26 protein-coding genes are annotated in these 26006 nt (G+C 72.9%); 16 read left to right on the top strand and 10 right to left on the bottom strand.

The window, feature by feature from the left end:
* The first annotated feature begins 26 nt into the window (after positions 1-26).
* From FHX45_RS25630 to FHX45_RS25605, 6 genes are all read left to right on the top strand, one after another.
* Positions 27-1517 (top strand): serine/threonine-protein kinase, encoded by a 1491-nt coding sequence (locus FHX45_RS25630; protein WP_243869223.1) that lies wholly within the window; start codon positions 27-29, stop codon positions 1515-1517.
* 15 nt (positions 1518-1532) lie between these two features.
* Complete coding sequence (locus FHX45_RS25625) at positions 1533-1823, top strand: hypothetical protein (protein ID WP_167107054.1); 291 nt, start codon at positions 1533-1535, stop codon at positions 1821-1823.
* Positions 1824-1845: 22 nt separating this feature from the next.
* Positions 1846-2268, top strand: a complete 423-nt coding sequence (gene msrB / locus FHX45_RS25620; protein WP_167109451.1) for a peptide-methionine (R)-S-oxide reductase MsrB — start codon at positions 1846-1848, stop codon at positions 2266-2268.
* 120 nt (positions 2269-2388) lie between these two features.
* On the top strand, positions 2389-3315 hold the full coding sequence (locus FHX45_RS25615) for a TIGR04222 domain-containing membrane protein (protein ID WP_243869220.1): 927 nt from the start codon (positions 2389-2391) through the stop codon (positions 3313-3315).
* On the top strand, positions 3308-4105 hold the full coding sequence (locus FHX45_RS25610) for a multinuclear nonheme iron-dependent oxidase (RefSeq protein ID WP_167107048.1): 798 nt from the start codon (positions 3308-3310) through the stop codon (positions 4103-4105). The genes FHX45_RS25615 and FHX45_RS25610 overlap by 8 nt, the downstream gene beginning before the upstream one ends.
* On the top strand, positions 4102-4431 hold the full coding sequence (locus tag FHX45_RS25605) for an SCO6045 C-terminal-like domain-containing protein (protein ID WP_167107045.1): 330 nt from the start codon (positions 4102-4104) through the stop codon (positions 4429-4431). Before FHX45_RS25610 ends, FHX45_RS25605 begins: the two co-directional genes overlap by 4 nt.
* A gap of 87 nt (positions 4432-4518) precedes the next feature.
* Here the strand turns inward: FHX45_RS25605 and hemQ are convergent, their stop codons facing one another.
* The 3 genes from hemQ to hemE are packed head-to-tail and all read right to left on the bottom strand — an operon-like array spanning position 4519 to position 7580.
* Positions 4519-5211 (bottom strand): hydrogen peroxide-dependent heme synthase, encoded by a 693-nt coding sequence (gene hemQ / locus FHX45_RS25600; protein ID WP_167107042.1) that lies wholly within the window; start codon positions 5209-5211, stop codon positions 4519-4521.
* 33 nt (positions 5212-5244) lie between these two features.
* Positions 5245-6612: a protoporphyrinogen oxidase gene (hemG, locus tag FHX45_RS25595; RefSeq protein ID WP_167107039.1), complete on the bottom strand. Its 1368-nt coding sequence runs from the start codon at positions 6610-6612 to the stop codon at positions 5245-5247.
* Positions 6612-7580 carry a uroporphyrinogen decarboxylase gene (gene hemE, locus FHX45_RS25590; protein ID WP_424923842.1) on the bottom strand — a complete coding sequence of 323 codons (969 nt, stop codon included), beginning with the start codon at positions 7578-7580 and terminating at the stop codon, positions 6612-6614. Before hemE ends, hemG begins: the two co-directional genes overlap by 1 nt.
* A 225-nt stretch (positions 7581-7805) precedes the next feature.
* Here hemE and FHX45_RS25585 point away from each other — a divergent pair, with 225 nt between their 5' ends.
* The 4 genes from FHX45_RS25585 (at position 7806) to FHX45_RS25570 (ending at position 11475) form a co-directional block, all read left to right on the top strand.
* Positions 7806-8369: a DUF3000 family protein gene (locus FHX45_RS25585; protein WP_167107033.1), complete on the top strand. Its 564-nt coding sequence runs from the start codon at positions 7806-7808 to the stop codon at positions 8367-8369.
* A gap of 538 nt (positions 8370-8907) precedes the next feature.
* Positions 8908-9561: a response regulator gene (locus FHX45_RS25580; RefSeq protein ID WP_208400099.1), complete on the top strand. Its 654-nt coding sequence runs from the start codon at positions 8908-8910 to the stop codon at positions 9559-9561.
* Positions 9562-9649: 88 nt separating this feature from the next.
* A complete protein-coding gene (locus tag FHX45_RS25575; protein ID WP_167107027.1) occupies positions 9650-10873 on the top strand; it encodes an HRDC domain-containing protein in 1224 nt (407 codons plus the stop codon).
* Between the two features lie 146 nt (positions 10874-11019).
* Positions 11020-11475 carry a peptide deformylase gene (locus FHX45_RS25570; RefSeq protein ID WP_208406124.1) on the top strand — a complete coding sequence of 152 codons (456 nt, stop codon included), beginning with the start codon at positions 11020-11022 and terminating at the stop codon, positions 11473-11475.
* 739 nt (positions 11476-12214) lie between these two features.
* Here FHX45_RS25570 and FHX45_RS27840 read toward each other — a convergent pair.
* Positions 12215-13036, bottom strand: coding sequence for a hypothetical protein (locus FHX45_RS27840; RefSeq protein WP_208406123.1), 822 nt, complete (start codon positions 13034-13036; stop codon positions 12215-12217).
* A gap of 137 nt (positions 13037-13173) precedes the next feature.
* Between FHX45_RS27840 and FHX45_RS25560 the strand changes: the two genes are divergently transcribed.
* Together FHX45_RS25560 and FHX45_RS25555 are read left to right on the top strand one after the other, a co-directional pair.
* Positions 13174-14364, top strand: a complete 1191-nt coding sequence (locus tag FHX45_RS25560) for an acetyl-CoA C-acyltransferase (protein ID WP_167109449.1) — start codon at positions 13174-13176, stop codon at positions 14362-14364.
* The gene (locus tag FHX45_RS25555) at positions 14361-16469 is read left to right on the top strand and encodes a 3-hydroxyacyl-CoA dehydrogenase NAD-binding domain-containing protein (RefSeq protein ID WP_167107024.1); all 2109 of its coding nucleotides are present in this window, start codon (positions 14361-14363) and stop codon (positions 16467-16469) included. Before FHX45_RS25560 ends, FHX45_RS25555 begins: the two co-directional genes overlap by 4 nt.
* 50 nt (positions 16470-16519) lie before the next feature.
* On the opposite strand, the gene FHX45_RS25550 is transcribed toward FHX45_RS25555, so the two are convergent.
* A complete protein-coding gene (locus tag FHX45_RS25550) occupies positions 16520-17557 on the bottom strand; it encodes a substrate-binding domain-containing protein (RefSeq protein ID WP_167107021.1) in 1038 nt (345 codons plus the stop codon).
* 132 nt (positions 17558-17689) lie between these two features.
* Between FHX45_RS25550 and FHX45_RS25545 the strand changes: the two genes are divergently transcribed.
* From FHX45_RS25545 to FHX45_RS25530, 4 genes are read left to right on the top strand one after another with little or no spacing between them, the layout of a single operon-like run.
* On the top strand, positions 17690-19024 hold the full coding sequence (locus tag FHX45_RS25545) for an amidase family protein (protein ID WP_167107018.1): 1335 nt from the start codon (positions 17690-17692) through the stop codon (positions 19022-19024).
* Positions 19025-19035: 11 nt separating this feature from the next.
* Positions 19036-19914: a nitrilase family protein gene (locus FHX45_RS25540; RefSeq protein ID WP_167107015.1), complete on the top strand. Its 879-nt coding sequence runs from the start codon at positions 19036-19038 to the stop codon at positions 19912-19914.
* A 5-nt stretch (positions 19915-19919) separates the two neighbouring features.
* A complete protein-coding gene (locus FHX45_RS25535) occupies positions 19920-21104 on the top strand; it encodes a hypothetical protein (RefSeq protein ID WP_208406122.1) in 1185 nt (394 codons plus the stop codon).
* Positions 21105-21114: 10 nt separating this feature from the next.
* Positions 21115-21894 (top strand): alpha/beta fold hydrolase, encoded by a 780-nt coding sequence (locus tag FHX45_RS25530; RefSeq protein WP_167107009.1) that lies wholly within the window; start codon positions 21115-21117, stop codon positions 21892-21894.
* Here the strand turns inward: FHX45_RS25530 and FHX45_RS25525 are convergent.
* From FHX45_RS25525 to FHX45_RS25505, 5 genes are all read right to left on the bottom strand, one after another.
* A complete protein-coding gene (locus tag FHX45_RS25525) occupies positions 21891-22805 on the bottom strand; it encodes an LLM class flavin-dependent oxidoreductase (RefSeq protein WP_167107006.1) in 915 nt (304 codons plus the stop codon). The two genes, FHX45_RS25530 and FHX45_RS25525, sit on opposite strands and share 4 nt — an antisense overlap.
* Positions 22806-22864: 59 nt before the next feature.
* Complete coding sequence (locus FHX45_RS25520; protein WP_167109447.1) at positions 22865-23299, bottom strand: MarR family winged helix-turn-helix transcriptional regulator; 435 nt, start codon at positions 23297-23299, stop codon at positions 22865-22867.
* Positions 23300-23364: 65 nt separating this feature from the next.
* Complete coding sequence (locus FHX45_RS25515; RefSeq protein ID WP_167107003.1) at positions 23365-24177, bottom strand: aldo/keto reductase; 813 nt, start codon at positions 24175-24177, stop codon at positions 23365-23367.
* 14 nt (positions 24178-24191) lie between these two features.
* Positions 24192-25331 (bottom strand): ATP-binding protein, encoded by a 1140-nt coding sequence (locus tag FHX45_RS25510; protein WP_167107000.1) that lies wholly within the window; start codon positions 25329-25331, stop codon positions 24192-24194.
* Positions 25328-26005, bottom strand: a complete 678-nt coding sequence (locus FHX45_RS25505) for a response regulator (protein ID WP_167106998.1) — start codon at positions 26003-26005, stop codon at positions 25328-25330. The genes FHX45_RS25510 and FHX45_RS25505 overlap by 4 nt, the downstream gene beginning before the upstream one ends.
* Position 26006 lies beyond the last annotated feature (1 nt).

The following is a 26006-nucleotide window of genomic DNA, read 5'->3' as shown; positions in this document are numbered from 1 at the left end:
TCGTTGAGCACATCGGCAGCGGCGCCATGGGCGTCGTGTGGCGCGCGGTCGACGAGCGCCTCGAGCGTTCGGTGGCGGTGAAGCAGATCCTCGCCCAGCCGGGCATGTCCGAGACCGAGCGCAACAACATGCGCCAGCGGGCCATGCGTGAGGCGAAGAACGCGGCGCGTTTCCAGCACCCCAACGCCATCGTGGTGTTCGACATCGCCGAACACGGTGGAGATCCGTGCCTGGTGATGGAGTACCTGCCCTCGCGCAGCCTGTCCGCGGTGATCGCCGAGCAGGGCACGCTGCCGCTGGCGGAGGTGGCACACATCGGTCACCAGGTCGCCTCGGCGCTCGTGGTGGCCCACCGCGCCGGCATCGTGCACCGCGACATCAAGCCGGCGAACATCCTGATCGACGAGAACGGCACGGCGAAGATCACCGACTTCGGCATCTCCCGCGCGGCCGGCGACCTCACCCTCACCCAGACCGGGCTGATCGGCGGTACCCCGGCGTACCTCGCGCCCGAGCTGGCGCGCGGCTCGGACCCGGCCCCGGCCTCCGACGTCTTCTCCCTCGGCGCGACGCTGTACCACGCGCTGGAGGGCCAGCCGCCCTACGGCAACAGCTCCAACCAGCTGGCCCTGCTGTACACGGCGGCCAACGGGCAGGTCATCCCGCCACGCCAGTCCGGCATGGCGACCGCGCTGCTGATGAGCCTGCTGCGGGTCGAGCCGGAGGAGCGGCCGACGATGCTGGAGGCCCGGGACCGGCTGGCCGCGCTGGCCAACGGCGAGAAGGACACCCGGGGCACGCTGGTGTCGCCGCCGCTGTACACCTCCGGCCGCCAGCCGGCGGCCGTGCCCGCGGACGCTCCGGCCGAGCGCCCGCCGTGGCAGCGCACCGGTGCCGCCACGGCCGCACCGCCCGCCCCGCCGCAGCGCAGCCCGCGCAACCCGACGGCGGCGTTCATCCCGCCGCCGAAGCCGGCCCAGCCGGCCAAGACTCCGCTGCACAAGCGCAAGGCGGTGCTCGCCGGGTCGGCGGCTGCCGTGATCGCCGTGCTCGTGGTGGTGCTGGTGGTCGCGCTCAACAACCGCGGCAACGAGCCGGACAGCCCCTCACAGGCCAACGCGGGCGGCAACACGGCCACGTCCACTTCGGCACGGCCGAGCACGTCCAGCAGCGCACCGGCGACCGCGCTGGGCAAGACGCCCAACACCGGCGGCTCGGTCAACTGGGGCCAGGCCGGGCAGGTCATGAAGGACTACCTCGACGGCAAGGGCTCCGCCGCGGCGTGGGCCCTGCTCACGCCCGCCGCGCAGGCCGTGTTCGGCAGCCAGCAGGCGTTCCAGCAGTACTGGAGCGAGCACCGGATCGAGCAGTACAGCTCGATTTCGGCGGACAACGGCGCCAACTCCGACGGTTCGGCCGACATGTACGTCAGCATCGCGAATGTTGGGCGCATCAAGTGGCGGGTCGTCAACACCGACCGGGGCATGAAGATCGACGCCAACACCCGCATCGACTGACCTACCCTGGTCGGTATGACCGAAGGCGGCCGCGACCCGCGGTTCGACGACGACCTGATCGGGCTGGACCCCGACGATCCGGAGGCGCAGGCGTTCGCGCGGCACCTGGACCGGATGCAGCGGACCGAGCCCGGGTTCACCGTCGAGGCCACCCTGCACAACGTGGCCGAGTTCGCCGAGTCCAGCACCCGGGCCGGCGGCTTGCGCTGGTGGATCGCCGCGACCGTGGTGGTGCTGCTGGTCCTGGGCGTGATCGTCGCCGCGTGGGACATCGTGGTGCAGGCCGTGCAGTGGCTGTCCGAGTAGCCTGGACGGTATGAAGCCCCGCATGGAACCGGTCGTGGGAGCCACGCCGAAGGTCGTCAAGCCGGACGACGAGTGGCGCGAGCAGCTCTCCCCCGAGGAGTACGCGGTGCTGCGCCAGGCCGGCACCGAGCGGCCGTTCACCGGCGAGTACACCGACACCAAGACCACCGGCGTCTACGAGTGCCGCGCGTGCGGCGCCGAGCTCTTCCGCAGCGACACGAAGTTCGACAGCCACTGCGGCTGGCCGTCGTTCTTCGACCCGGCCTCGTCCGACGCCGTGCTGCTGCGCGAGGACCGGTCGCTGGGCATGGTGCGCACCGAGGTGCTGTGCGCCACCTGCCACAGCCACCTGGGTCATCTGTTCGAGGGCGAGGGCTACGCGACCCCGACCGACCAGCGGTACTGCATCAACTCGATTTCACTGCGCCTGGTCCCGGCCGAGTAGCGGGCCGGCTGGACCGCCGCGCCCGGCATCGGCGGGAGCCTGACGACCGTCCCCATGAGGGAACCGGCGGCCGTCGCGGGTCGTCTCACCGTGGCACGGGCTGATGCGGAGGTGCCGGCGTTGGGGGTTGAGGAGACGGTCAAGGACGCCGGCGGGTCCGGGTACTGGGGACTTCCGCTGCCGGCGTTCCTCGTGATCTACGTCGGGCTGGTGCTGCTCCCGATCGTGGTGCGCCTGGTCGGCCCGCGGCTGCTGGAGGGACGTGCGGGCGCGCCGCACCGGACGCCCGGCCCGGCCGAGCTGGGGTTCCTGGCCGGCGGCCCGATGCGCGCGACCGACGCGGCCCTGGCCGACCTGGTGGAACGCCAGCAGGTCCGGGTGAGCTACGCGGGACGGCTCACCACGACCGGCGACCGTCCCCCGGCCGACGAGCTGGGCGCGGCGGTGTGGGCGAGCGTGCACCACGAACGCGGCGCGGCGACACTGCACACCGTGCGGGCGGCCCTGCGCGATGGCATCGTGCTCGACGTCGCGCGCGACCGGCTCGCGGAGGCCGGGCTCCTGGTCGAGCAGGGCCCGCTGAAGAACATCCGGCGGCTGGCCGCGGTCCTGATGGTCGCCGTCGCGATCGTCGCGTTCACGAGCTTTCCCAGCGGCGGTTTCGTGCTCGCCCTGGCGCCCGCCGCGATCCTGTGGGCGGTCACCGGCCGGCCGGGCGCCCGCCCGCCCCGCACCAGGACCGGCGACGAGGTCGTCCGGTCGGCGTCGGGCACGAGCGCGGCGCACGCGGTGGCGCTGGGCGGCCTGACCCGGTACCCGGACCGGGACATCGCCGCGGCGCTGAGCGCGGCGCCCGCCCCGCGACCGCAGAAATCGCGCGGATGGGCCAGTTCGTCGGGATCCTCGTGGGGCGGTGCCTCCTCGTGCGGGTCGTCGAGCAGCTGCAGCAGCTCGTGCGGCGGGAACTCGTGCGGCGGCGGCAGTTCCTGCGGCGGCAGTTCCTGCGGCGGCAGCTCGTGCGGTGGCGGCGGGTGCGGAGGTGGCTGACCGGCTGGGCGTGGGGATCGGCTGGCGCCCCGAGATCGACCTGTCCATCGCCCGCATGCCGGGCGTGGAGTGGGTCGAGGTGATCGCGGAGAACCTGCACCCCGGGCACCTGCCGGCTGCTCTCACCGAGCTGCGCGCGCGGGGCCTGCCGGTGCTGCCGCACGCGGTGTCGTTGTCGCTCGGCGGCGCCGAACCGCTGGACACGCGGCGGGTCGAGCACCTCGCGGCAGTGGCCGACGAGCTGGACGCGCCGCTCGCCAGCGACCACGTCTGTTTCGTGCGCGCGGGCGGTCTCGACGCCGGGCACCTGGTGCCGCTCCCCCGCACCAGGGAGGCGCTCGACGTGCTGGCCGGGAACGTGCGGCTGGCGCAGTCGATCATCGGGCGGCCGTTCGCGCTGGAGAACATCGCCGCGCTGCTGGAGTGGCCGGACTCGGAGATGGACGAGGCCGCGTTCCTGCGCGAGCTGACCGAGCGGACCGGCTGCCTGCTGATCGTGGACGTGGCGAACCTGTATGCGAACGCGCGCAACCTGGGCACGGATCCGGCGGCCTTCCTCGACGAGGTGCCGCTGGAACGTCTGGCGTACGTGCATGTCGCGGGCGGGGTCGAGGTGGACGGGATCTACCACGACACGCACACGCATCCCGTGCGGCCGGAGGTGCTGGACCTGCTCACCGAACTGCGGCGCCGGGCCGATCCGCCGGGTGCCCTGCTGGAACGGGACGGCGCCTACCCGCCCGACGACGAACTGGCCGCCGAGCTCGCCGCGATCCGGGACCGGTTGTGAGCCGCGCGGAGCTGGCCGCCCGCCAGGCCGCGTTGCTGCGCGCACTGCTGGCCGGCGAGCAGGCCCCCACCGGTTTCGACCCCGGGCGCGTCGCCGCCGAAATCCGCGCCCTGCGCGCCAAACGCGGCTCCATCGTCGCCGACCTGCGTCCGGACCTGCCCCAGGCGCTCGGCGAGCGGTTCCGCCCCCTGTTCGACGCCTACGCGGCGGCCACGCCCCGCACGGACGGCATCGGCTACCGCCAGGACGCCGCGAACTTCGCCGCCTGGCTCACCGAGCGCGGCGAACTGCCCCGGCCACGCCGGAGGTTCCGCCTCGGCCGGTGAGTAGCGCTGCCGGGTCGTCCCGACCCGGGCCGGCCCCGCTCCACGGCGGCGTCACCGGTCAGGTCGCGCCCACAGTGGGCCGAGCACCTACGGCAGGTTGGCGATCAGCTCGGCCGGCGGGACCCGCGTCCCGGTGTAGAACGGGGTCTCCACACGCACGTGCCGGCGCGCCTCGGTGGCGCGCAGGTGGCGCATCAGGTCGACGATGCGGTGCAGCTCGTCGGCCTCGAAGGCGAGGATCCACTCGTAGTCGCCCAGCGCGAACGACGCCACGGTGTTGGCCCGGACGTCCGGGTAGTCGCGGGCCTCCTTGCCGTGGTCGGCGAGCATCTTGCGGCGCTCGGCGTCCGGCAGCAGGTACCACTCGTAGGACCGCACGAACGGGTACACGCAGATGTACTTGCGCGCCTCTTCACCGGCCAGGAAGGCGGGGATGTGGCTGCGGTTGAACTCGGCGGGCCGGTGCAGCGCGAACTGGCTCCACACCGGCGTCGACACGCGGCCCAGCGGGGTGCGGCGGAACCCGGTGTAGGCGGCCTGCACCTGCTCGGCGGTCTCGGCGTGCCACCAGATCATGAAGTCGGCGTCGGCCCGCAGCCCGGCGACGTCGTACACGCCGCGCACCACGACTCCCTTGCCCTCCAGGGCGTCGAGGTACCCGGTGGTCTCCGCCGCGGCCTGCCCGCGGTCCTCGGGGAGCCGCCCGGGCTCGACCCGGAACACCGACCAGGCGGTGTAGCGGATGGTGTCGTTGAGCTCCTGGTAGTTCAGCCGCGCCATGTCCCCATCTTCCCACCGCGGCCGAAGCCGCTGCTAGCGCACCAGGTGTGAGGTGATGCGCGCCGCTGCCGCGGTGGCCGTCGCGATGCACGCGGGCACCCCGACACCGTGCAGCGCGGCCCCGGCCAGCGCCAGCCCGGGCACCTCCGCCACGGCGCGCTCGGCGCGGCCGACCAGGTCGAGGTGGCCCGGCCCGTACTGCGGCAGCCCGCCGCCCCAGCGGGTCACCACGACGTCGATGGGCTCGGCGGTGATGCCGGTCAGCTCGGCCAGATCGGCGCGCACCAGGCGGACCAGGTCGTCGTCGTCGCGGTGCAGCGCGCCGGGTTCGCCGAAGCGGCCGACGGAACCACGCACCAGCACCGGGCCGGTGTCCAGGTGGGCCCACTTGCGGGAGGAGAAGGTGAACGCCTTCGCGGCGAACGGAGTCCCGTCGGCGCGGCGTTCCCGTGCGCCGATCAGCACCCCGGACGCGTCCGGTAGTTCCGTGCCCGGCGGCAGCGCCATCGCCACGACCGCCATCGACGCCAGCTCGACCTCGCCGAGGGCGGCGGACGCGGCCGGGACGACCCCGGCGAGCAGCTTGCGTGCGGCGGGCGCGGGCACCGCGAGCAGCACGGCGTCGGCGTCGACGGCCTCACCACCGGCCGCCAGCTGCCAGCCGTTCGCGCGGCGGTGCAACGCGGTGACCGTTCGTCCGAGGCGCACGTCCGGCTTGGCGAGCTCGACGAGCCGGTCGACGAGGGTGCCCAGGCCACCGGGCAGGGTGGCGAACACCGGCGCATGGCTGGGCCGCTCCGGGATCAGCCCGGCCGCGGCCGCGGTCAGCGACGGCGCGCCGCGGTCCAGGGCGGCGGCCAGGGCGGGAACCGTGGCCCGCAAGCCCAGCCCGTCCGCGCCGCCCGCGTAGACGCCGCCGAGCAGCGGGTCGACCAGCCGGTCCACCAGCTCGTCCCCGAAGCGTTCCCGCAGCAGCGCGCCCAGCGCGACGTCGTCGTCCAGGGTCACCGGGGGCAGGTCCGGTTCGGCCGCGACCCGGGCACGGGCGCCGGGCGAGAGCACGTCCGCGACGGCGTCCGGCGAACCCGGGATGCCCATGAGGGTGCCGCCGGGCAACGGGGTCAGGCGCCCACCGGCTCGCACGGTCGAGCGCGCGCCGGTCGGGTGCACCAGGCCGAGCCCGAGGTCGGCGGCCAGCGCCGCCCCTTCCGGCCGGCGGGCGAGGAACGCCTCGGCGCCGGTGTCGTAGCGCACGCCCGCGACCTCGGCGGTGCGCAGCTTGCCGCCGAGGCTGTCCCCCGCCTCGAAGAGTGTGATCGCCGCGCCGTCGCCCAGCGCGGCCCGCAGGCGGTACGCCGCGACCGCGCCCGAGACACCTCCGCCGACGACCGCGACGTGCATCAGGGCTCCAGGCTGTGGACGAGTTCGACGATGCGGGTCAGCACCCCGGGGTCGGCGCCCGGCGGCACGCCGTGACCGAGGTTGAAGATGTGCGCGGCGGCGGCGCGGCCCTCGGCGGCGATGCGGCGCACCTCGGCCTCGATCACCGGCCAGGACGCGCCCAGCAGCGCCGGGTCCAGGTTGCCCTGCACCACCGGGGTGGGCTCGCCGTTGGCGGTCAGCCGCCGCACGGCCTCGTCCAGCGGGATCCGCCAGTCGACACCCACCACGTCGGCCCCGGCGTCGCGCATCGCGGACAGGATTTCACCGGTACCGACGCCGAAGTGGATGCGCGGCACGTCCAGGTCGGCCACCGCCGCCAGCACGCGGGCGGAGTGCGGCAGCACGAACTCGCGGTACTCCCGCAGGGTGAGCGCGCCGGCCCAGGAGTCGAACAGCTGCACCGCATCAGCGCCGGCCTCGACCTGCCCGCGCAGGAAGGTCACCGCGATGCCGGCGAGCCGCGCGGCCAGGTCGTGCCACAGCGCGGGCTCGGAGTGCATCAGGGCCTTGGTGCGCTCGTAGGTGCGGCTGGGGCCGCCCTCGATGAGGTAGGAGGCGAGCGTGAACGGCGCGCCGGCGAACCCGATCAGCGGCGTCTCGCCGAGGCGTTCGACCAGCAGGCGGGTGCCGTCGAGGACCGGTTCCAGCCGCGCCGGGTCCAGCTCGGGCAGGCCGGCGACCGCGGCCGCGTCGCGCACCGGGGCGGCCACGACGGGACCGGTCCCCGGCACGATGTCGACGTCGATCCCGGCGGCGACCAGCGGCACCACGATGTCGCTGAAGAAGACGGCGGCGTCCACGCCGTGGCGGCGCACCGGCTGGAGCGTGATCTCGGCGATCATCTCCGGGTCGAAGCACGCCGTCAGCATCGGCACGCCCTCGCGCAGCGCGCGGTATTCGGGCAGCGACCGGCCGGCCTGGCGCATGAACCAGACGGGCAGCCGCGCGGGACGGCGGCCGCGCGCGGCGGCCAGGAAGGGCGACGCGGTGAGGTCACGGGGATCACGGGGGTCACGGAGTTCGCCGTGGGCCGCTCCCGGCCGCGAGTGCGCAGTGGTGGACATCGTCAACCATGGTGCCACGCCCCCGGACGTCGGCTTTCCTCGGCGCGTCTGCCGCCCGGCGCCGCCGCGCCGCCTTACAGTCGGGCTGTGACCGCGATGACGCATGCGCCCGAGATGTTCCGCCAAGCTGTCGCGGCGCTGCAGGCCCTCCGGCCCCGACCGGAGATGACGCTCGAGCCGATCCGCGCACCGCAGCGGCTCGCGCCCTGGTCCTACGCGCTCAGCTGCGACGCGGCCGGTCCCGCGGACGTGACGGCCACCGGCCGCCTGGTGCTGCTGCACGACCCGGAGGGCCAGGAGTCCTGGCACGGCGTGCTGCGCGTGGTGGTCTACGTGCGCGCGGAAATCGACCGGGAGCTGGCCAGCGACCCGTTCCTGCCCGCGGTCGGCTGGTCGTGGCTCACCGACGCGCTGGAGAACTCGGGTGCGTCCTGGACCGCGCTCGGCGGCACGGTGACCGAGACCTCGTCGGCCCGCTTCGGCGACATCAGCGGTCCCGCCCGTACCGACGATCTCGAGCTGCGGGCGTCCTGGACCCCGGTGGAGGAGGACGTCCGTCCGCACGGCGAGGCGTTCTGCCAGCTGATGTCGAGCGTGGCCGGGCTGCCGCCGGTCGGGGTCTCGATGTTCGGGCACCGGCAGAGCGGCTGACGCCACAGACGCGGCCAGTTGTGACGCAGACCTCACTTCGGGCGGCCGGTAGTCCGGTGCCAGTGCCTCCCGCCCCCGGTTCCGGAGCGGCCGACGGCCGTCTACGCTGCGCGTTGGCCCGGTTACCTCGACCCGACGACCCGGTTAGCTCGACCAGGGAGCGTGGCGCGGTCCGCCGAGCGAGCAGATGCACGGTCCGTATGCACGCGCATCTCTGCGTGCCGAACTATGTTAAATCGCTGGCGCTGGGCGATCCGTTAGCCACGGTGAGTGCATTGGTCCGATCGTGCTACAGCGATGCCAGCTAGTAACTACCCGATCGGGACAGATACCCGTTCGATCCCCCCGCGGACGGCGATCGACGGCTAGAGTGCCCTTCGACGACACCACTTTCGGTCTACAGCTGGCGCGGCTGATCGGCCGAAAGTACCCGGTGCCGGTCGGGGGGCACGACCGACTCCAGGGAGGTAGTGACGTGGCTGCCGTCGGCTTGTCGCAGGCCGTCAGATCCACGCCAGCCGGTGCTTTGCCGGCGAGCATGGTTCCGCATCCGCGGGAAGAGCTGTTTTCCGTGCTGGTGGTCGACGACCACCCGCTGCTGAGGGAGGCGATTGCCGCACGACTCGCACAGATGGGTGCGGGCACCGTACACGAGGCCGCCTCGGTGGCCGAGGCGAGGGCGCGGGCTGCCGCGACGGGTCCGTGTGACCTGGCCATCCTCGACCTCGGACTGCCGGACGGCAGTGGGATCGACCTGGTGACGGAGCTCCGTAGCCAGGGCTGGCCCCGCATCGTGGTGCTCGCCTCGTCCGACGATCCGTATGCCGTGCGCTCGGCCTTCCAGGCCGGTGCCCAGGCGTACCTGCTGAAGTCGGCCTCCCCCGTGGTGGTGACCGACGGGGTGCGCCGGGTGCTGGACGGCGGGGTGTACGCGGACCCGAGCGTGGCCCCGGTCCTCGCGACCGGCACGCGGGTGCCGGGCACCGACAACACGCCGCGGGAGCTGTCCGCGCGCGAGGTCGAGGTGCTGCAGCTGGTCGCCGACGGCCAGTCCAACAAGGAAATCGGCGAGGAGCTCAGCCTCTCCGCGCTCACCGTCAAGTCGCACCTGTCCCGGATCGGGCGCAAGCTCGGCACCGGCGACCGGGCGCAGATGGTGGCGCTGGCGATGCGAGCCGGCGTGATCCGCTGATTCAGCCGAACAGGGTCCCAACGGACGGGCGTACCGGTGACGGTGCGCCCGTCCCGTAGGGTTGTCCGACGTGGAAACCGCAGATCACGTGCCTGACACCAGCGAACCGGCTGTCCCGGTCACCCTCACCGAGCCGTCCGAAGGGACGCCGGACGTGGTGGCGGACGAGCAGGCGCTGGCGCACGCCTGCGATCGGCTCGCCGCCGGCACGGGCGCGATCGCGGTGGACACCGAGCGCGCGTCCGGCTACCGCTACTGGCCCAAGGCCTACCTGGTGCAGCTGCGCCGCGAGGGCTCGGGCACGGTCCTGGTGGACCCGATCGCCCTCCCGGGCCGGCTCGGGCCGCTCCAGGAGGTGCTCAACGGCCAGGAGTGGGTGCTGCACGCCGCCTCGCAGGACCTGCCGTGCCTGGCCGAGCTGGGCCTGGTCCCCGGCAGCCTGTTCGACACCGAGCTGGCCGGGCGGCTGGCCGGGTACGAACGGGTGGCGCTCGGCACGCTGGTCGAGCTGCTGCTGGGCTACCACCTCGAGAAGGGGCACAGCGCCGCGGACTGGTCGAAACGGCCGTTGCCGGTGGACTGGCTCAACTACGCGGCGCTGGACGTCGAGCTGCTGATCCCGCTGCGGGAGAAGCTCGAGGCGGAGCTGGACGCGCAGGGCAAGCTGGACTGGGCACGTCAGGAGTTCGAGGCCGTGCGGACCGCCCCGCAGCCCGCCCCGCGGACCGAGCCGTGGCGCCGCACGTCAGGAATTCACAAGGTGCGCACCGCCCGGGGGCTCGCGGCGGTGCGGGCGCTGTGGGAGGCGCGGGACGAGCTGGCCCGCAAGCGCGACCGGGCGCCGAGCCGGGTGCTCCCGGACAGCGCGATCGTCAACGCGGTGCTGGCCGACCCGAAGTCCGTCGCCGAGCTGCAGGCGCTGCCGGTCTTCGGTGGCCGCGTGCAGCGCCGGTACACCGGCAACTGGTTCCGGCACCTGCAGGCGGCCCGTCAGCTGCCGCGGGACCAGCTGCCCAACCCGGCACAACCCAACGACGGCCCGCCCCCGGCGAACCGCTGGGCGGACAAGGACCCCGACGCGGCAGCCCGCCTGGCCGCGGCGCGTGCCGGCCTGGCGAAGCTCGCCGAGCACCACCAGCTGCCGGTGGAAAACCTGCTGCTGCCCGACCTGTTGCGCCGCACCTGCTGGCGGCCGCCGGAGGACCGGAGCGCCGAGGGCGTGTCCGCGGCGCTCGCCGCGGGCGGCGCCCGGCCGTGGCAGATCGAGCTCACGGCACCGGTACTGGTGGAAGCACTCCAGGCGACGGCCTGATCGCCGCCGGCCGCGCACCGACCGCCGCACAGCAACACAACGCGACCGGCCGCTCCCGGGCCTGTCAAGCGGCGCGCAACCGCCATCCGGGGCAACGGAACTGAGCACGGCCCAGACCTCCCCCGCTCCCGATCCACAGCCCGCCGTTGGTCGCCGACCAGCGGGGTCAACGGCAACCTTTCCGCCGCCGCACGGCGCCGGGCCGCGCACACCTACTCGTGGAAAGAAATCGCCGAGCCGACGAACAGTACGAAGGCTGCCTGTCGTTCTTCGACGTCCGCGGCCAGGTCCCCCGCTCGCACGTCATCCAGGTCGAACACACCACCCTCGACGGCACCACCATGATCACCCTGTTCGAGCGCGCCCGCCTGGACCCCCACGAGGTCGACCACCTGCACGGCCACGTCTACACCGGCCGCATACGCCCCCGAAGCGAGCGATCCCCGTGGAGCAGTACCGCGGCACCCGCACCGCCTGGGTTCGAGATGGAGGACCCCGGCTGGAGCGCCGCCGCGAGCCGCACCCAAGCCGCCGTCCGCGACAGCAACGTCGCGGAAGTCCAAGCCGCCATCCGCGAAAATCGCCAACCGCGGGCGTGCTGATTGCCTGATGGTCCCTCGGTGCCCACAGATGTTCGGGGTGGCGCCGATAACGGTGCAGAACGCGCTACGCAAGTGCGCACGGCCGGTCTCATCGTTTATCGGCACGGCAGTGGCGTCTTCGTCCGAACTCGGCGCGGCAGGCTGGAGGTATTCGCCCGGCAGTCCGGCGCCGAGACCGCGACGCACATCATTGAGCGGATCAGAAGACTGCCGGATGCCTGACCGGGCAACCTTGGCTGCTTTGCCGTGCTACTTGAACTTGAACCCGTGATGTCGGCTGCCTTCGGGGCATGATCGGAGACCTGGGTGGATGAGTGGGCCCTACCAGGCCGGGCGTGGGTCCTGGCGCTCGGTGGAGAAGCCAGGCGGAACCGTCGATTCCGTCCGCCACAGCAGGCCCGGGTCAGGTGGATACGCCTCAGTAGTCGGCGCCGGAGGGTACAGACGTCGATGGCCAGGAAGCGGCACCTCGGTCAGTACGCCGCGTTGGAGCATCCATAGCCCGAAGCAGTCGTCCTCCTCGTCATGGATGAGTACCTGCACACTCGCCGGTTCCGGCCACGCCAGGGACTCCAGGTGTCGAAACAGGCCGGATCGCGGACGTACACGGGAGAACTCGATCACCCACCCTTCGACAAAGGGGTGGAGCCGCTCGAAACGACCTTGCCAGTCACGCGAGTCGTCCGGCCGCGTCAGGGGTTCCATCACCTCGTCCGCGTACCGTGCCAGCACGATGACCTCAGCGGTTCTGCTCATGCCGAAGTATCTGCACGCTCCGTGGGCCGGGGGCAATCGTATTCCAAGGTGCAGCCGAGGTCACGGCATCTTCCGGCCGATCACGTGTTGAGAGCGAGACGGGCGCCGACGAGGCAGCCGTCGATGACCTCTGGTCGATACTGCTGTCAGGCGAACGGCACCGGGTGGGTAGCCGCACGGCGCGCTGGAACCAGTAGCCCCAGTGCTCGGCGCGCACGGTGTACTCGTACTCGATCCAGCAGTGCTCGCCCGGATACAGCGGGAAGTGCCCGTGCGCGCCGGCGAAGAGCAGCCAGACCTCTTTGAACGCGTCACGGTCGTGGTGGATGGTCCGGTCCCTCGGCTTGGCGCGGTGCTGGCCGTGCCAGGCGTGCAGGTCGATCTCGTCCCGGGTGAGCGGACTTTCGCTGTAGAGCTGGTTGGAGCGTTGCGGGTCGCCGGGGTAGCGATCGACGGAGATGCGGATCGGATAGCGGGTGGTCGGCTGGCTGCTCTGTTGACCAGGCGCCGGCGCTGGGTCAGCGGGTGCACCCCGGCGTCGAAGCGCAGGGTCGCGTCGTCGACCGCCACGGTCGGCGTGGCCCCCTTGGATTCTGGCGGCGGCATGATATGCGTCCGACCTGGTCGCCGTGGCGCTGGCCCATGACGTGCTGCGCCACCGGCTCGGACGCCTTGACGCCGCTGCTCGGCGGCTGCACCACCATCCGGAATCAGAGGCGGAGGAGGTCACCTCGAACGGATCGGTGACCACCCACCCCGCTCTCGGGGGTTCGAGCGCGCCGCTCGAAAAGGTGGTCTCACCCACTCCACCAGGCCACACCCTGGTTACCGACGGGTAACCGGGGCTAGAGTGACGGTATTACCGCCGGGTAACCGGCGGCCCGGAACTGACAGAGGGAGCACATCGTGGCCGCAACCCCCCTTGCGCCGACCGCGCGGGCGGTGCGCACCGTGGCCTTCGTCGAGGGGGTCCGCACCCCGTTCGGCAAGGCGGGTGACAAGGGCATCTACGCCGGCACCAGGGCCGACGACCTCGTGGTCAAGGTCATCCGCGAGCTGCTGCGCCGCCATCCGGAACTGCCACCGGAGCGGGTGGACGACGTCGCCATCGCCGCCACGACCCAGACCGGCGACCAGGGTCTCACGATCGGCCGCACGGCCGCCCTGCTCGCGGGCCTGCCGCGGTCCGTGCCGGGCTACGCGATCGACCGCATGTGCGCCGGTGCGATGACCGCCGTCACCACCGTCGCCGGCGGGATCGGCTTCGGCGCCTACGACATCGCCATCGCGGGCGGCGTCGAGCACATGGGCCGCCACCCGATGGGCGAGGGCGTCGACCCGAACCCGCGGATCGTGGCCGACCGGCTCGTCGACCCGTCCGCGCTGGTGATGGGCCAGACCGCGGAGAACCTGCACGACCGCTTCCCGGCGATCACCAAGCGCCGCGCGGACGAGTACGCCGCGCAGAGCCAGGAGCGCTACGCGGACGCGGTCAAGGCCGGCAAGATCGGCCCCGAGCTGGTGCCGGTCGCGATCCGCTCGGAGCTGGGCTGGGGCCTGGCCACCGAGGACGAGCCGCCGCGGCCGGGCACCACGGTGGAGAGCCTGGCGAGTCTCAAGACCCCGTTCCGCCCGCACGGCCGGGTCACCGCGGGCAACGCGGCCGGCTTGAACGACGGGGCGACCGGTGCCCTGCTCGCCGACGAGGAGACCGCCCGCGAGCTGGGCCTGCCCGTCGCGATGCGGATGGTCGGCTACGCCTTCGCTGGCGTCGACCCCGAGGTGATGGGCGTCGGGCCGGTGCCGGCCACCGAGAAGCTGCTCGCGCGCACCGGCCTGACGATCGGCGACATCGGCCTGTTCGAGATCAACGAGGCGTTCGCGGTGCAGGTGCTGGCCTTCCTCGACCACTTCGGCATCGAGCAGACCGACCCGCGGGTCAACCCGTGGGGCGGCGCGATCGCCTGCGGCCACCCGCTGGCCTCCTCCGGCGTGCGGCTGATGACGCAGCTGTCCCGCCAGTTCGCCGAGCACCCCGAGGTCCGCTACGGCATCACCACGATGTGCATCGGCCTCGGCATGGGCGGCACCGTGATCTGGGAGAACCCTGCCTACGACGGGAGTGACAAGTGACGTTCACGGTCGAGCAGGCCGAGGCCGCGTTCCCGGACGAGGTCGTCACGCGGGCGACCACGCGCCTGATCGCGGTACCCGGCCTGGACAAGCAGGTCGCCCTGATCACGCTGGACAACGGGCACGACCACACCCGCCCGTCCACCTTCGGCCCGCAGGGCCTGGTGAGCCTGAACGCCGCGCTGGACGAGGCGTTCGCCGCGGAGCCGGCGGCCGTCGCGGTCACCGGCAAGCCGTTCATCTTCGCCGTCGGCGCGGACCTCTCCGGCATCGAGGCGGTCTCGGACCCGGCACTGGCGCACGAGATCGCCGAGACCGGTCACGCGGTGTTCCGCCGCCTGACCGACTCGGCGATCCCGACCTTCGCCTTCGTCAACGGCGCGGTCATGGGCGGTGGTCTCGAACTGGCCTTGTCCTGCCACTACCGCACGCTGTCGGAGTCGGCGGCCGCGATCGCCTTCCCCGAGGTGTTCCTCGGACTGTTCCCGGGCTGGGGCGGCACGCAGCTGCTGCCGAACCTGATCGGGCCGGACGCCGCGGTCACCGTGATCATCGAGAACGCGCTGAACCAGAACAAGATGCTCAAGCCGAAGCAGGCCGCCGAGCTGGGCATCGTGGACGAGCTGCTGGGCAGCGCGGACTTCCTCGAGCAGTCCCTGCGGTGGCTGGCGCGAGTGGTCCGCGGCGAGGTCACCCCGCAGCGCGCGGAGATCGACCGCGGTGCCGGCTGGGACGCCGCGATCGCCCGGGCCAAGGCCATTGTGGACGGTCGGACCAAGGGCGCGTCGCCCGGTGCCACCAAGGCCGTCGAGCTGCTGGAACTGGCGCGTGCCAACGACCTGGACGCCGGCTACGCGGCCGAGACCCAGGCACTGGCCCAGTTGCTGCTGGACGACACGCTGCGCGCCGGGCTGTACTCGTTCAACCTGGTCAACAAGCGGGCCAAGCGGCCGGCCGGCGCACCGGACAAGTCGCTGGCCCGCAAGGTGACCAAGGTCGGCGTGGTGGGCGCCGGCCTGATGGCCAGCCAGCTCGCGCTGCTGTTCGTGCGGCGGCTTAAGGTCCCGGTCGTGCTGACCGACGTGGACCAGGCACGCATCGACAAGGGTGTGTCCTCTGTGCACGGCGAGATCGACAAGCTGCTCGGCAGGAAGCGGATCTCGCCGGACGAGGCCAACCGGCTCAAGGCACTGGTGAGCGGCTCGCTGGACAAGGCCGCCTTCGCCGACGCCGACTTCGTGATCGAGGCCGTGTTCGAGGAGATGGGCGTCAAGCAGCAGGTCTTCGGCGACCTGGAGAACTACGTCCGGCCCGAGGCGATCCTGGCAACCAACACCTCGTCGCTGTCGGTGTCGGAGATGGCGTCGAAGCTGCGGCACCCGGAGCGGGTCGTCGGGTTCCACTTCTTCAACCCGGTGGCCGTGCTGCCGCTGCTGGAGATCGTGCGCGGCGCGAAGACCGACGACGCGGCGCTGGCGACCGCGTTCGCGGTGGGCAAGCAGCTCAAGAAGTCCAGTGTGCTGGTCTCCGACGCCTCGGCGTTCGTGGTGAACCGGCTGCTGCTGCGCTTCCTCGGCGAGGTGCTGACCGCCGTCGACGAGGGCACGCCGTTCGAGGTGGCCGACCGTGCGCTGGAGCCGCTGGGCCTGCCGATGTCGCCGCTGACGCTGATGCAGCTGGTGGGCCCGGCGATCGCGCTGCACGTGGGCGAGACGCTGCACGCGGCGTTCCCGGACCGCTTCGGTGTGAGCGAGAACCTGAAGAAGTTCGTCGCGTCCGGCAAGACCGCGGTGTGGCAGTGGGACGACCAGGGCAACCAGACGGTCGACCCGGAGGTCGCCGCGCTGTGGCAGCAGGGCGACAAGCCCTCGACGGCGGAGGAGCTGCGGGAGCGGGCGCTGTCCGCGATCGCCGGGGAGATCCGGATCATGCTCGACGAGGGCGTGGTCGCGGAGCCGCAGGACATCGACCTCTGCCTGATCCTGGGCGCCGGCTGGCCGTTCTGGCTCGGCGGCATCACGCCGTACCTGGACCGGACGGGTGTGTCGGCGAAGGTGACCGGAAAGCCGTTCCTGGCGCCGGGCGTGGCGTCCGTGCCCGCGTAGCGGCCCAGCCCGGAGGCCCTCTCGCGCGTCCTTCCGCGCGGGAGGGCCGTTCAGCTTCCGCCGTTCGGCGGCCGGAACGCCGCGGTGGACGCCCGCACCCGCAGTTCCGGCTCCAGGCGTTGCGACTGCGCGTGCCCTCCGTTGAGGACCGTGACGAGCAGTTCCAGCGCACGCCGCCCCATCTCGTGCATCGGGGAGCGCACAGAGGTCAGCGGCACCGGCAGTTCGGCGGCGAGTGGGATGTCGTTGAACCCGGCGACCGCGACGTCCGCGCCGGGCCGCAGACCGGCGTCGCGCACGGCGCCGAGGGCACCGATGGCGGCGAAGTCGTTGACGGCGAAGAGGGCGGTCGGCCGGGGATCCGCGGCGAGGAGCCGCTCGGCCGCCCGGTGCCCGCTCGCGGTGTCGAATCCGGAGTGGACGGACGTCACGTCGAGCCCTTCCTCGCGGTAGCGGTCGGCGAACCCGGCCGTCCGGTCGATGCCGGTGCTCGCGAACGGCTCCCCGGCGATCACCGCGGCGCGCCGGTGGCCCAGCGCGAGGAAGTGCTCGGCCACCAGCCGCCCGCCGCGGTAGTCGTCGCAGGTGACCGCGGGGTGCTCGCCGGCATGGCGGCTGACCAGGACGAACGGGACAGCGCGCTCGGCCAGTTCGCCGGTGAGGACGCCGTCGTGGTGGGCGTCGCCCAGGACGAGCCCGTCCACCCGGCGCGACAGCGCCAGCTCGGTCCGCGCGCGTTGCTCGGCCGGCCGGTCGTGGCTGTTCATCACGAACGTCGCCAGCCCGTGCCCCGCGGCGGCGTCCTCGATGCCCTCGTAGATGGTGGCGAGGACGACGTCGGACAACCGCGGCACCAGGACGCCCACCAGGTTGCTGCGCTGGGTGCGCAGGCTCGTCGCGTGCGGGTTGGGCCGGTAGTCCAGCCGGGCCGCCCACTCCCGGATCGCCTCGGCCGTCTCCCGGGACGCGGCGCGCGCCGCGTCCTCCGGCGACCCGTTGAGTACCCGGGACACGGTCGACACGTCGACCCCGGCGCTGCGCGCGATGGTCCGCAGCGTCGCCGGCCGCTTCCGCACCTCTCGGCCCACTTCCCACCTTTCGCCGGTGCCGCCCCTTGACGTCGGCTTCCGGATCCAGTGATACTACCCAAACGATTTCCCCAAACGTTTGGGTCGCAGAACAACTCGCACCCAATCGTTTGTGTCACGGAAGGATCCCGCGTGTCGTCATCCCTGCCGACCAGGACGGCCCCACCCCCGGGCGCGGGCTGGTTCGCACACCGCTCCGTCGCCGGACTGGCCGCGGACCTGCGCGCCGGGCGGCTCACCGCGCGTGACCTGGTCGCCGCCGCGCTCGCCGAGATCGAGCGGTGGGACCCGGTCGTCAACGCGTTCGTCACGGTCGACGACGCCGGCGCGCGGCGCGCCGCCGAGCAGGCGGATCGCGAGCTGGCGGACGGAGTGGACCGCGGGCCGCTGCACGGCATCCCGATCGCCGTCAAGGACCTGATCGACGTGCGCGGCCTGCCGACCACCGCCGGATCCCGCCACTTCACCGGTGCGGTCGCCGGCGAGGACGCCGACTGCGTCCGGCGGCTGCGCGCCGCCGGGGCGATCGTGCTGGGCAAGACCGCCACGCACGAGATCGCCCTGGGCCCGACCGGCGACCGCGCGGCCGGTGGCCCCACCCGCAACCCGCACCTGCCCGGCCACATGGCCGGCGGATCCAGCAGCGGGTCGGCCGCCGCGGTCGCGGCCGGCATGGTGCCGCTCGCCCTCGGCACCGACACCGGCGGTTCGGTGCGGGTCCCCGCCGCCCTCTGCGGCGTCGTCGGGCTCAAGCCCACCCACGGCGCGCTGAGCCTGCACGGCGTCCTCCCGCTGGCCCCGTCGCTGGACACCGTCGGCCCGATGGCCCGCACCGCCGCGGACTGCCGTCTGCTGTGGACGGTGCTGAGCGGGACCCGGCCCGTCCCGGGTACCGCTCCGCTGGCCTGGGTGGCGCCGGAGCCGATCCACCCCACACTCCCGGAAGTCACCGCGGTGGTCCGCGCCGCCCTGGGTGACCTCGCTGAAGTCACCGAAGTCACCGAAGTCACCGTGCCGGAGGTGGCGGAACTGCGCGAGGCGTACCCGGTTCTGCAGGGCAGCGAAGCGTTCGCCGTGCACGCGGAACGCTTCGCGGCCGCACCCGGGCTCTTCGGCGAGGAGGTCCGCGAACGTCTGCGCGCCGGCAGCGAGATCCGCGGCTGGGAGTACGTCCGCGCCCGCGAACTGCGTGACCAGGTGCGCGCCCACGTGCTCGGCCTGCTCCGGCGCCACGGTTTCCTCGCCCTGCCGACGGTTCCGCTGCCCGCCCCGCCGGTGGACGCGCGCACCTCGGCCGTCGGCGACGTGCGAGCCGCGTTGCTGTCCCTGACCAGCCCGTGGAGCGTCCTCGGGCTGCCTGCCCTGTCCGTACCCGCCGGCCTGGCCGGTGAGCTGCCCGTCGGTCTGCAGCTCGTCGGCCCGCCCGGCTCCGAGCACCGCCTCCTGACCATCGCCGAACGACTCTGAACGGAAGTGCCATGTCGACGAGCACCATCATCGCCGCTGCCGTGCAATGCGACCCCCAGGTCGGCCTGGAGAACAAGGACAAGAACCTGGCCCGCACGCTCGAGCTGATCGGCGCGGCCGCCGACCGCGGCGCGAACCTGGTCGTGCTGCCGGAGCTGGTCAACACCGGCTACTCGTTCACCACCCGCGAGGAGGCGTACGCGCACGCCGAGGAGCTGACCGGGCCGACCGTCCAGGCGTGGACCGAGCTGGCCCGTGACCGCGGCCTGCACGTCGTCGGCGGGATCACCGAGGTGGACGGGGTGCGGCTGTTCGACACGGCCGTCCTCATCGGACCGGACGGGCTGATCGGCCACTACCGCAAGAACCACCTGTGGAACCGGGAAAAGCTGGTGTTCGCACCCGGCGATCTCGGGTTCCCGGTGTTCGACACCCACATCGGCCGGATCGGCCTGCTGATCTGCTGGGACATCTGGTTCCCGGAGGTGGCGCGGCTGCTCGCGGTGCAGGGTGCGGACGTCATCTGCAGCGTGAACAACTGGGTCTGGACGCCGCCGCCGCTGTTCGACGACGCCGGCCGCTGCATGGCCGCCTACCTCACCATGACCGCCTCACACGTCAACGGGGTGCCGATCGTCGCCGCCAACCGGGTCGGCGAGGAGCGCGGCGCGAAGTTCCTGGGCTGTTCCCTGATCACCGGGACCAACGGCTGGCCGGCGAGCGAGGTCGCCGCCGCCGAAGGCGAGACGATCATCTCCGCCGAGCTCGACCTGATGGCGAGCCGCTCCGCGCCGATCTGGAACGAGCTCAACGACCTCTGGCGCGACCGCCGGACCGATCTCTACGACTCCCTGCTCGGCTACCGCGGCGGCCAGGTCCACCCGCGGTGACCCCGATGCTGACCACGACACGGCGGGCGACGAGGCCCGCCGGTGCGCTCGGCCGGTGGCTGACCGGGACCGCGCTGGTCGCGGTCACCACGGGCCTGGCGCTGCTGCTGGCGCGCGTGTCCGGATCGCTGCCGCACGTCCTGGGCGGCTACGACGAGTGGCAGGCGCAGGCGTACCACCGGGTGCCGCAGTTCCTGCGCTGGGTGCTGGGCGACACCACCGAGGCCCAGTTCTACAAGACCGCGCTCGGCGGGGTCGGGCTGCTCGCCGGCGGCTGGGTCGCGCACGTCGCGGGCAAACGGCGCCGCCGCTGGGCCGGGTTCCCGATCGCCGCGGGCACCGGCTTGTGGCCGTGGGTCACCGCCGCGGCCCTGCTCGGCCTGGTGCTGTCCAGCCTCGCGTGGGGGTGGACGATCACCGCGACCGGTGCCTGGCAGCCGACGTTCGTGCCGTTCGTGTCGATCCCGCCGATGGTGGTGCTGACCTACGGCGCGGGCTGGCGGGTCGCGGTCACCGGCGCCGTCCTCGGTGCGGCGACCACCACGCCGGTGGCGCTGGCGCTGGTGAACTTCGTGTGCCTGCCCCTCGGCCAGCCCCCGGTGCTGGGCAGCGTCACCGCGATGTGGGTCAGCGCGCTGCTGGTGTTCCCCCTCAGCCGCCGCCTGCCCTGGCTGCCGCCACCCGTCACCGCGCCGGCCGCGGCCGTGCCGGAGGCCGCGCCCCGGCAGGGACCGGCCTGGGTGGTGCGGCGCGTGCTCGCCGACTTCACCGAGGCCCCGTTCCACGGCAACGAACTCGCCTCGCTCGGGCTGCTCGCCGGAACGGTGCTGACCTACCTGCTCGACCCGCTCACCCCGGTGTACGGCAGCGGCCTGCTGCCGGCGATGCTGACCGCGCAGGTCCTCACCGCCACGCTCGGCGTGCTGGTCCACCGGCGGCAGTGGGAGCGGCACGGCTGGTACCCGACGTTCGTGCCGATCGTGTCCGTGGCACCCGCGGTGGTGCTCACCTACGGCCCGACGTGGCCGGCCGTGCTCACCGGCGCGGTGCTCGGCGCGCTGGCCGCTCCCCCGCTGGCCGCGTTCGCGTCCCGCCGCATGCCGTTCGGGGTGCACCCGTGCGCGGGCAACACGGTCGCCATGACGGTGTGCACCGCCGTCCTGGTTCCCCTGCTGGATATCGTGCTGTGAAGGAAAACCCATGTCGATCCTGCGGTTCGATCGCGCCGGGAGGGTGCTGATCGCCGAGAAGCGCGGCGGGGACGGGCCACCGCTCGTGGTCCTGCCCGGTGTGATGGCCGATGCCACGTCCTGGCGGCCGGTCGTCGAGGCCCTGCCCCTGCCGAACCCGGTGATCGTGATCAACCGGCGGGGCCGGGCGCCCAGCGGACCGCTCGGGGACGGGTACTCGGTGCGCACCGAGATCGACGACCTGCACCACGTCCTCGACGCGCTGGGCGGTGCGGTGGACCTGTTCGGCTGGAGCTACGGCGCGCTGATCGCGCTGGACGCCGCGACCGAACGGCAGGACCTGCGCTCGGTCGTCGCCTACGAACCGGTGTCCGGGCCGTTCGGGACGGACGCGCTGAAACCGTTGCGCGCCGCCGAGGGCGACCTCGACCGCGCGGTGGAGATCGTGAACCGTGTGGTGTCGGGGTTCTCCGCCGAGTACGTGGCCGCGTTGCGGGAGAGCCCGGTGTGGCCGGTGCTGCGGCCGCTCGCGCACCCGCTCGCGACGGAACTGGCGGCGATCAACGACCACACCCCGGCGTTCGACCGGTACCGCGACCTCGACATCCCGGTCACGCTGCTGCTGGGTGAGGTCAACGAGGGCGTGGAGCCCTACGGCACGGCGTTCGGACGGTTCGAGCGGGCGTTGCCACAGGCGCGGCGGACGGTCCTGCCCGGGCAGGGCCACCTCGCGCACGCCCAGGCGCCCGAGGTGCTGGCCGAGTTCCTCGCCGCAGCCCTCCGGCGCTAGCCGAGCTCCTTGGCGACCGCCTCACGGACGGCCGGGACGATCTCCCGGGCCCAGCGGCCGAGGGACACGTCGTCGTGAGCACCGTGACCGGGCGAGAACAGGATGAAGCCTGACACGCCGTGCTCGACCACGGCGCCGGTCAGTTCCTCGATCCACTGGCCGACGCTGCCGCCGGCCCACCGGCCCTCCTCGTCCCGTGTCGCGGCGAGGGGCCGGTCGGTGATCGCCCCGGGGAAGTTGAGCACCGTCCGGATCTCCCGCGGGTCCCGGCCCACCGCGGCGGCTGCCTCGTCGATCACCGGGCGGGACCTCCGGTACCGCTCGCTGAGCCAGTCCGCCGCGCGGCCCGGGATCCAGCCGTCCGCGACGCGGCCGGTCGCCGCCAGGGACTTCGGCCCGACCGACCCGGTCCACACCGGCGGCGCCGCCACCGGTGCGGGCTCGATCCGGTGCACCCGGTAGTGCCGGCCCCCGTGGGTGACCGGCTGCCCGCCGCCCGCGAGCGACTTGACCAGCACGATCGCTTCCTCGAACGCCTCCACCGACTCCGCCGGGGACAACCGCGGCCCGCCCATGTCCGCGATCCGGTCCGGCAGCCCGCCCGCACCCATGCCGAGCACGATCCGGTCCGCGGACAGCGCGGCCAGCGAGGTCACGGTGCGCGCCAGCATCGGCGGCGGCCGCAGCGGCAGGTTGGTGACGTTGGCGAGCCCGGCGATCCGTTCCGTGCGCCCCAGCAGGAAACCGATCGTCGCGTAGGCGTCCAGCCGGCTGCCGAGGTACGGGTGGTCGGACAGCGAGAACAGGTCGAGCCCGTCGGAATCCGCGCGCTCGACCATGCGCCGCAGGTGCGCCGCCTCGTACACGGTGGCGTGGGCGCCGAATCCGAAAACCACATCGTGCCGCAACACGTTCGCCTCCTTGGAGTTCGTACTACGAACAATAATGGTTCGTAGTACGAACCGCAAGGTCAGTCGCCGGATTCCAGGAAGACCGGGGGCACCGCGTTGTCCACCACCACGCGGCCGAGCAGGCCCGCAAGCTGGTCGCGCTCCGCGGCGCCGAGCCCGGCGGGCAGTCCCGCGATGCGGCGGCAGGTCTCGGCGTAGAACTCCCCGGCGAGCCTGCTGCCCTCACCGGTGAGCGCGACCCGCACCGCGCGGCTGTCCCGCGGATCCGGCTCGCGCCGCACCAGGCCGTTGCGCTCGGTGCGATCCACCAGCCCGGTCAGGCTCGACTTCGCCAGCCCCAGGACCGCGCCGAGCTCCGTCATGCCGTAGGGCCGGGCCATCAGCACGCACAACAGCTGCCCCTGCGGCACGGTCAGACCGTACTCCCGGGCCGATTCCGAATACACCGCGTTGACCAGGAACGCCGACCGCACCAGCGCGGCCACGATTCCCATTCGATCGCCCTCCGGCCCAGCACCCATTTCGCCAGGGTATCACCGAAAGTTCGCGACACGAACTGTCATGCCTCCGGATGCGGGCCGTGGCGGTCGCCGCTCTGCAGCGTCGCGAACCCGGCGATGTCCTGTGCGTCCAGCTCGAAGTCGAAGATGTCGATGTTTTCCCGGATGCGGCTGGGCGTGGCCGACTTGGGGATGACCATGTGGCCCATCTCGATGTGCCAGCGCAATACCACCTGCGCCGGGGTCTTGCCGTGCTTGCGGGCGACCGTGGTGACCACCTCGCTGTCCAGCTGACGGCCGCGGGCCAGCGGGCTCCACGCCTCGGTCACGATGCCGTGCTCGGCGTGGAAGGCGCGCAGCGCCGGCTGCTGCAGGCCGGGGTGCAGCTCGATCTGGTTCACCGCGGGCACCACCTCGGTCTCGGCGATCAGCCGTTCCAGGTGCGGGACCTGGAAGTTCGACACCCCGATCGCCCGTGCGCCGCCGTCGGCGAGGATCTTCTCCAGCGCGCGCCAGGTCTCCACGTACCTGTCCTGCCGCGGCACCGGCCAGTGGATCAGGTAGAGGTCCACGTAGTCGAGCCCGAGCAGCTTCCGGCTGCCGTCGAACGCGCGCAGCGCCGAGTCGTAGCCGTGCTCGGTGTTCCACAGCTTGGTGGTGACGAACAGTTCCTCCCGCGGCAGGCCCGACGCGCGCAGCGCAGCGCCGACGCCGCGCTCGTTGCCGTACAGCGTCGCCGTGTCGAAGCTGCGGTACCCGGCCTCGATCGCCACCCGCATCGCGGCCCCGACGTCGCCGTCGGCCAGCTTGTAGACCCCGAACCCGAGCGCGGGCAGCTCGACGTCGTTGTTCAACCGGATCGAAGGCACCATGGCAGCACGGTAACTCAGCGCGCCGCGGGCAGCCGCACGGTGACCGACAGCCCCCCGCCGACCACCGGTTCCGCGTTCACCTGCCCGTCGTGCGCCTCGACCGCCGCACGCACGATCGACAACCCGAGCCCGGCCCCGTGCCGGGCGGTGCGCGCCACCCCGGCCCGGCGGAACGGCTCGAACAACTCCCCCACCGCGGCCGGGTCCACCAGGCCGCCGGAGGAGCGCACCCGCAGCGTCGACCACCGCCCGCCGGACTGGGTGGTGACCTCGATCCAGCCGCCGTCGACGTTGTGCCGCACCGCGTTCTCCAGCAGGTTGCCCGCGATGCGCTCCAGCAGCGCCGGATCACCCGTCGTCCAGGCCGGCTCGGTGGTGAAGGTGGTCTTCAGGCCGCGCTGGTCGGCCTCGCCCACCACCGCCCGCCACGCGCTGTCCACCAGCACCGCCAGGTCGACCGGCTCGCTGACCACCAGTCCCGCGCCGTCGGTGCGGGCGAGCAGCAGCAGCGACCCGACCAGCTGGCTGGCCCGCTCGGTCGCGTCCCGCACCACGCCGGCCATGCGGCGCAGCTCGTCGTTGTCGGCCTGCTCGTCGGCAAGGGTGACGTCCAGCTCGGTGCGGATCACCGACAGCGGCGTGCGCAGCTCGTGGCTGGCGTTGGCGACGAAGTGCCGCTGCGCCTCGAACGCCGCCTGCAACCGGTCGAGCATCGCGTCGAAGGTCTGCGCGAGCTCGGCCAGCTCGCCGCGCGCGCCCACCTCGCCGATGCGCTCGCCCAGCGACTCGACCGACAGCCGCCGCGCGGTGCCGGTGATGTCCCGCAACGGCCGCAGCACCCGCGAGGTGAACGTCCAGGCCAGGACGGCGGTCGCCAGCACCACGCAGCAGAACGCGATGCTCCCGGCGAGCAGCATCTTGTCGCGCGCGTGGTCGCGCAGGTGCGCGGCCAGCGCGGCGGCGTCCACGTCCACCCCGTCGACGCGCACGATCGTGCCCGGCGGCATCTGCGGCACCGCGGACACGGCGTCACCCACCAGCGTCCACGCCAGCCACAGCAGCACGAGGCTGACCCCGGCCGCGAGCCCGGTCGCGAGCAGCGTGATGCGCGCACGCAGGCTGCGGACCGGCGTGCGCGCCGAGCGCGAACTCACCCCTTCACGGGGCCGGTGTCGCGTACCCGGTACCCGGATCCCACCACGGTCTCGATGATCCCAGGTTCGCCCAGCTTCTTGCGCAGGGTCATCACCGTGACCCGGACGGTCGTGGTGAACGGGTCGGCGTTCTCGTCCCACACGCGCTCCAGCAGCTCCTCGCTGCTGACCACCGCGCCCTTCGCCGCCATCAGCACCTCGAGGACGCCGAACTCCTTGCGGGTCAGGTCGATCGGCCCGCTCGCGCGGCGCACGGTGCGCTTGGCCGGGTCGAGCTCGACGTCACCGACGGTCAGCAGCGGCGGGGCGGCCGGGGTGGCCCGGCGGCCCAGCGCGCGCACGCGGGCGACCAGCTCGGGGAAGGCGAAGGGCTTGGCCAGGTAGTCGTCCGCGCCCAGGGACAGTCCCTCGACGCGGTCGGAGACCGTGCCGCTGGCGGTCAGCATGAGGACGCGCGTCAGCTCGTCGGAAGCCACGATTTCCTGGCACAGGTCGTCGCCGGACATCCCCGGCAGGTCCCGGTCCAGCAGCACCACGTCGTACCGCGTGATGCTGGCCTTCTCGTGTCCCTCGTCGCCGGTGAGGGCGACGTCGACCGCCATGCCTTCCCGGCGCAGCCCGCGCGCGATCGCGTCCGCCAGCGGCGCCTCGTCCTCGACTACCAGTACTCGCACG

Origin of the sequence: Amycolatopsis granulosa (assembly GCF_011758745.1) — a bacterium.
In the GTDB taxonomy this organism is placed as follows: Bacteria; Actinomycetota; Actinomycetes; order Mycobacteriales; family Pseudonocardiaceae; genus Amycolatopsis_E; species Amycolatopsis_E granulosa.
The sequence above is the reverse complement of the archived record's forward strand: the minus strand, read 5'-3'. Positions and strand labels throughout refer to the sequence as shown.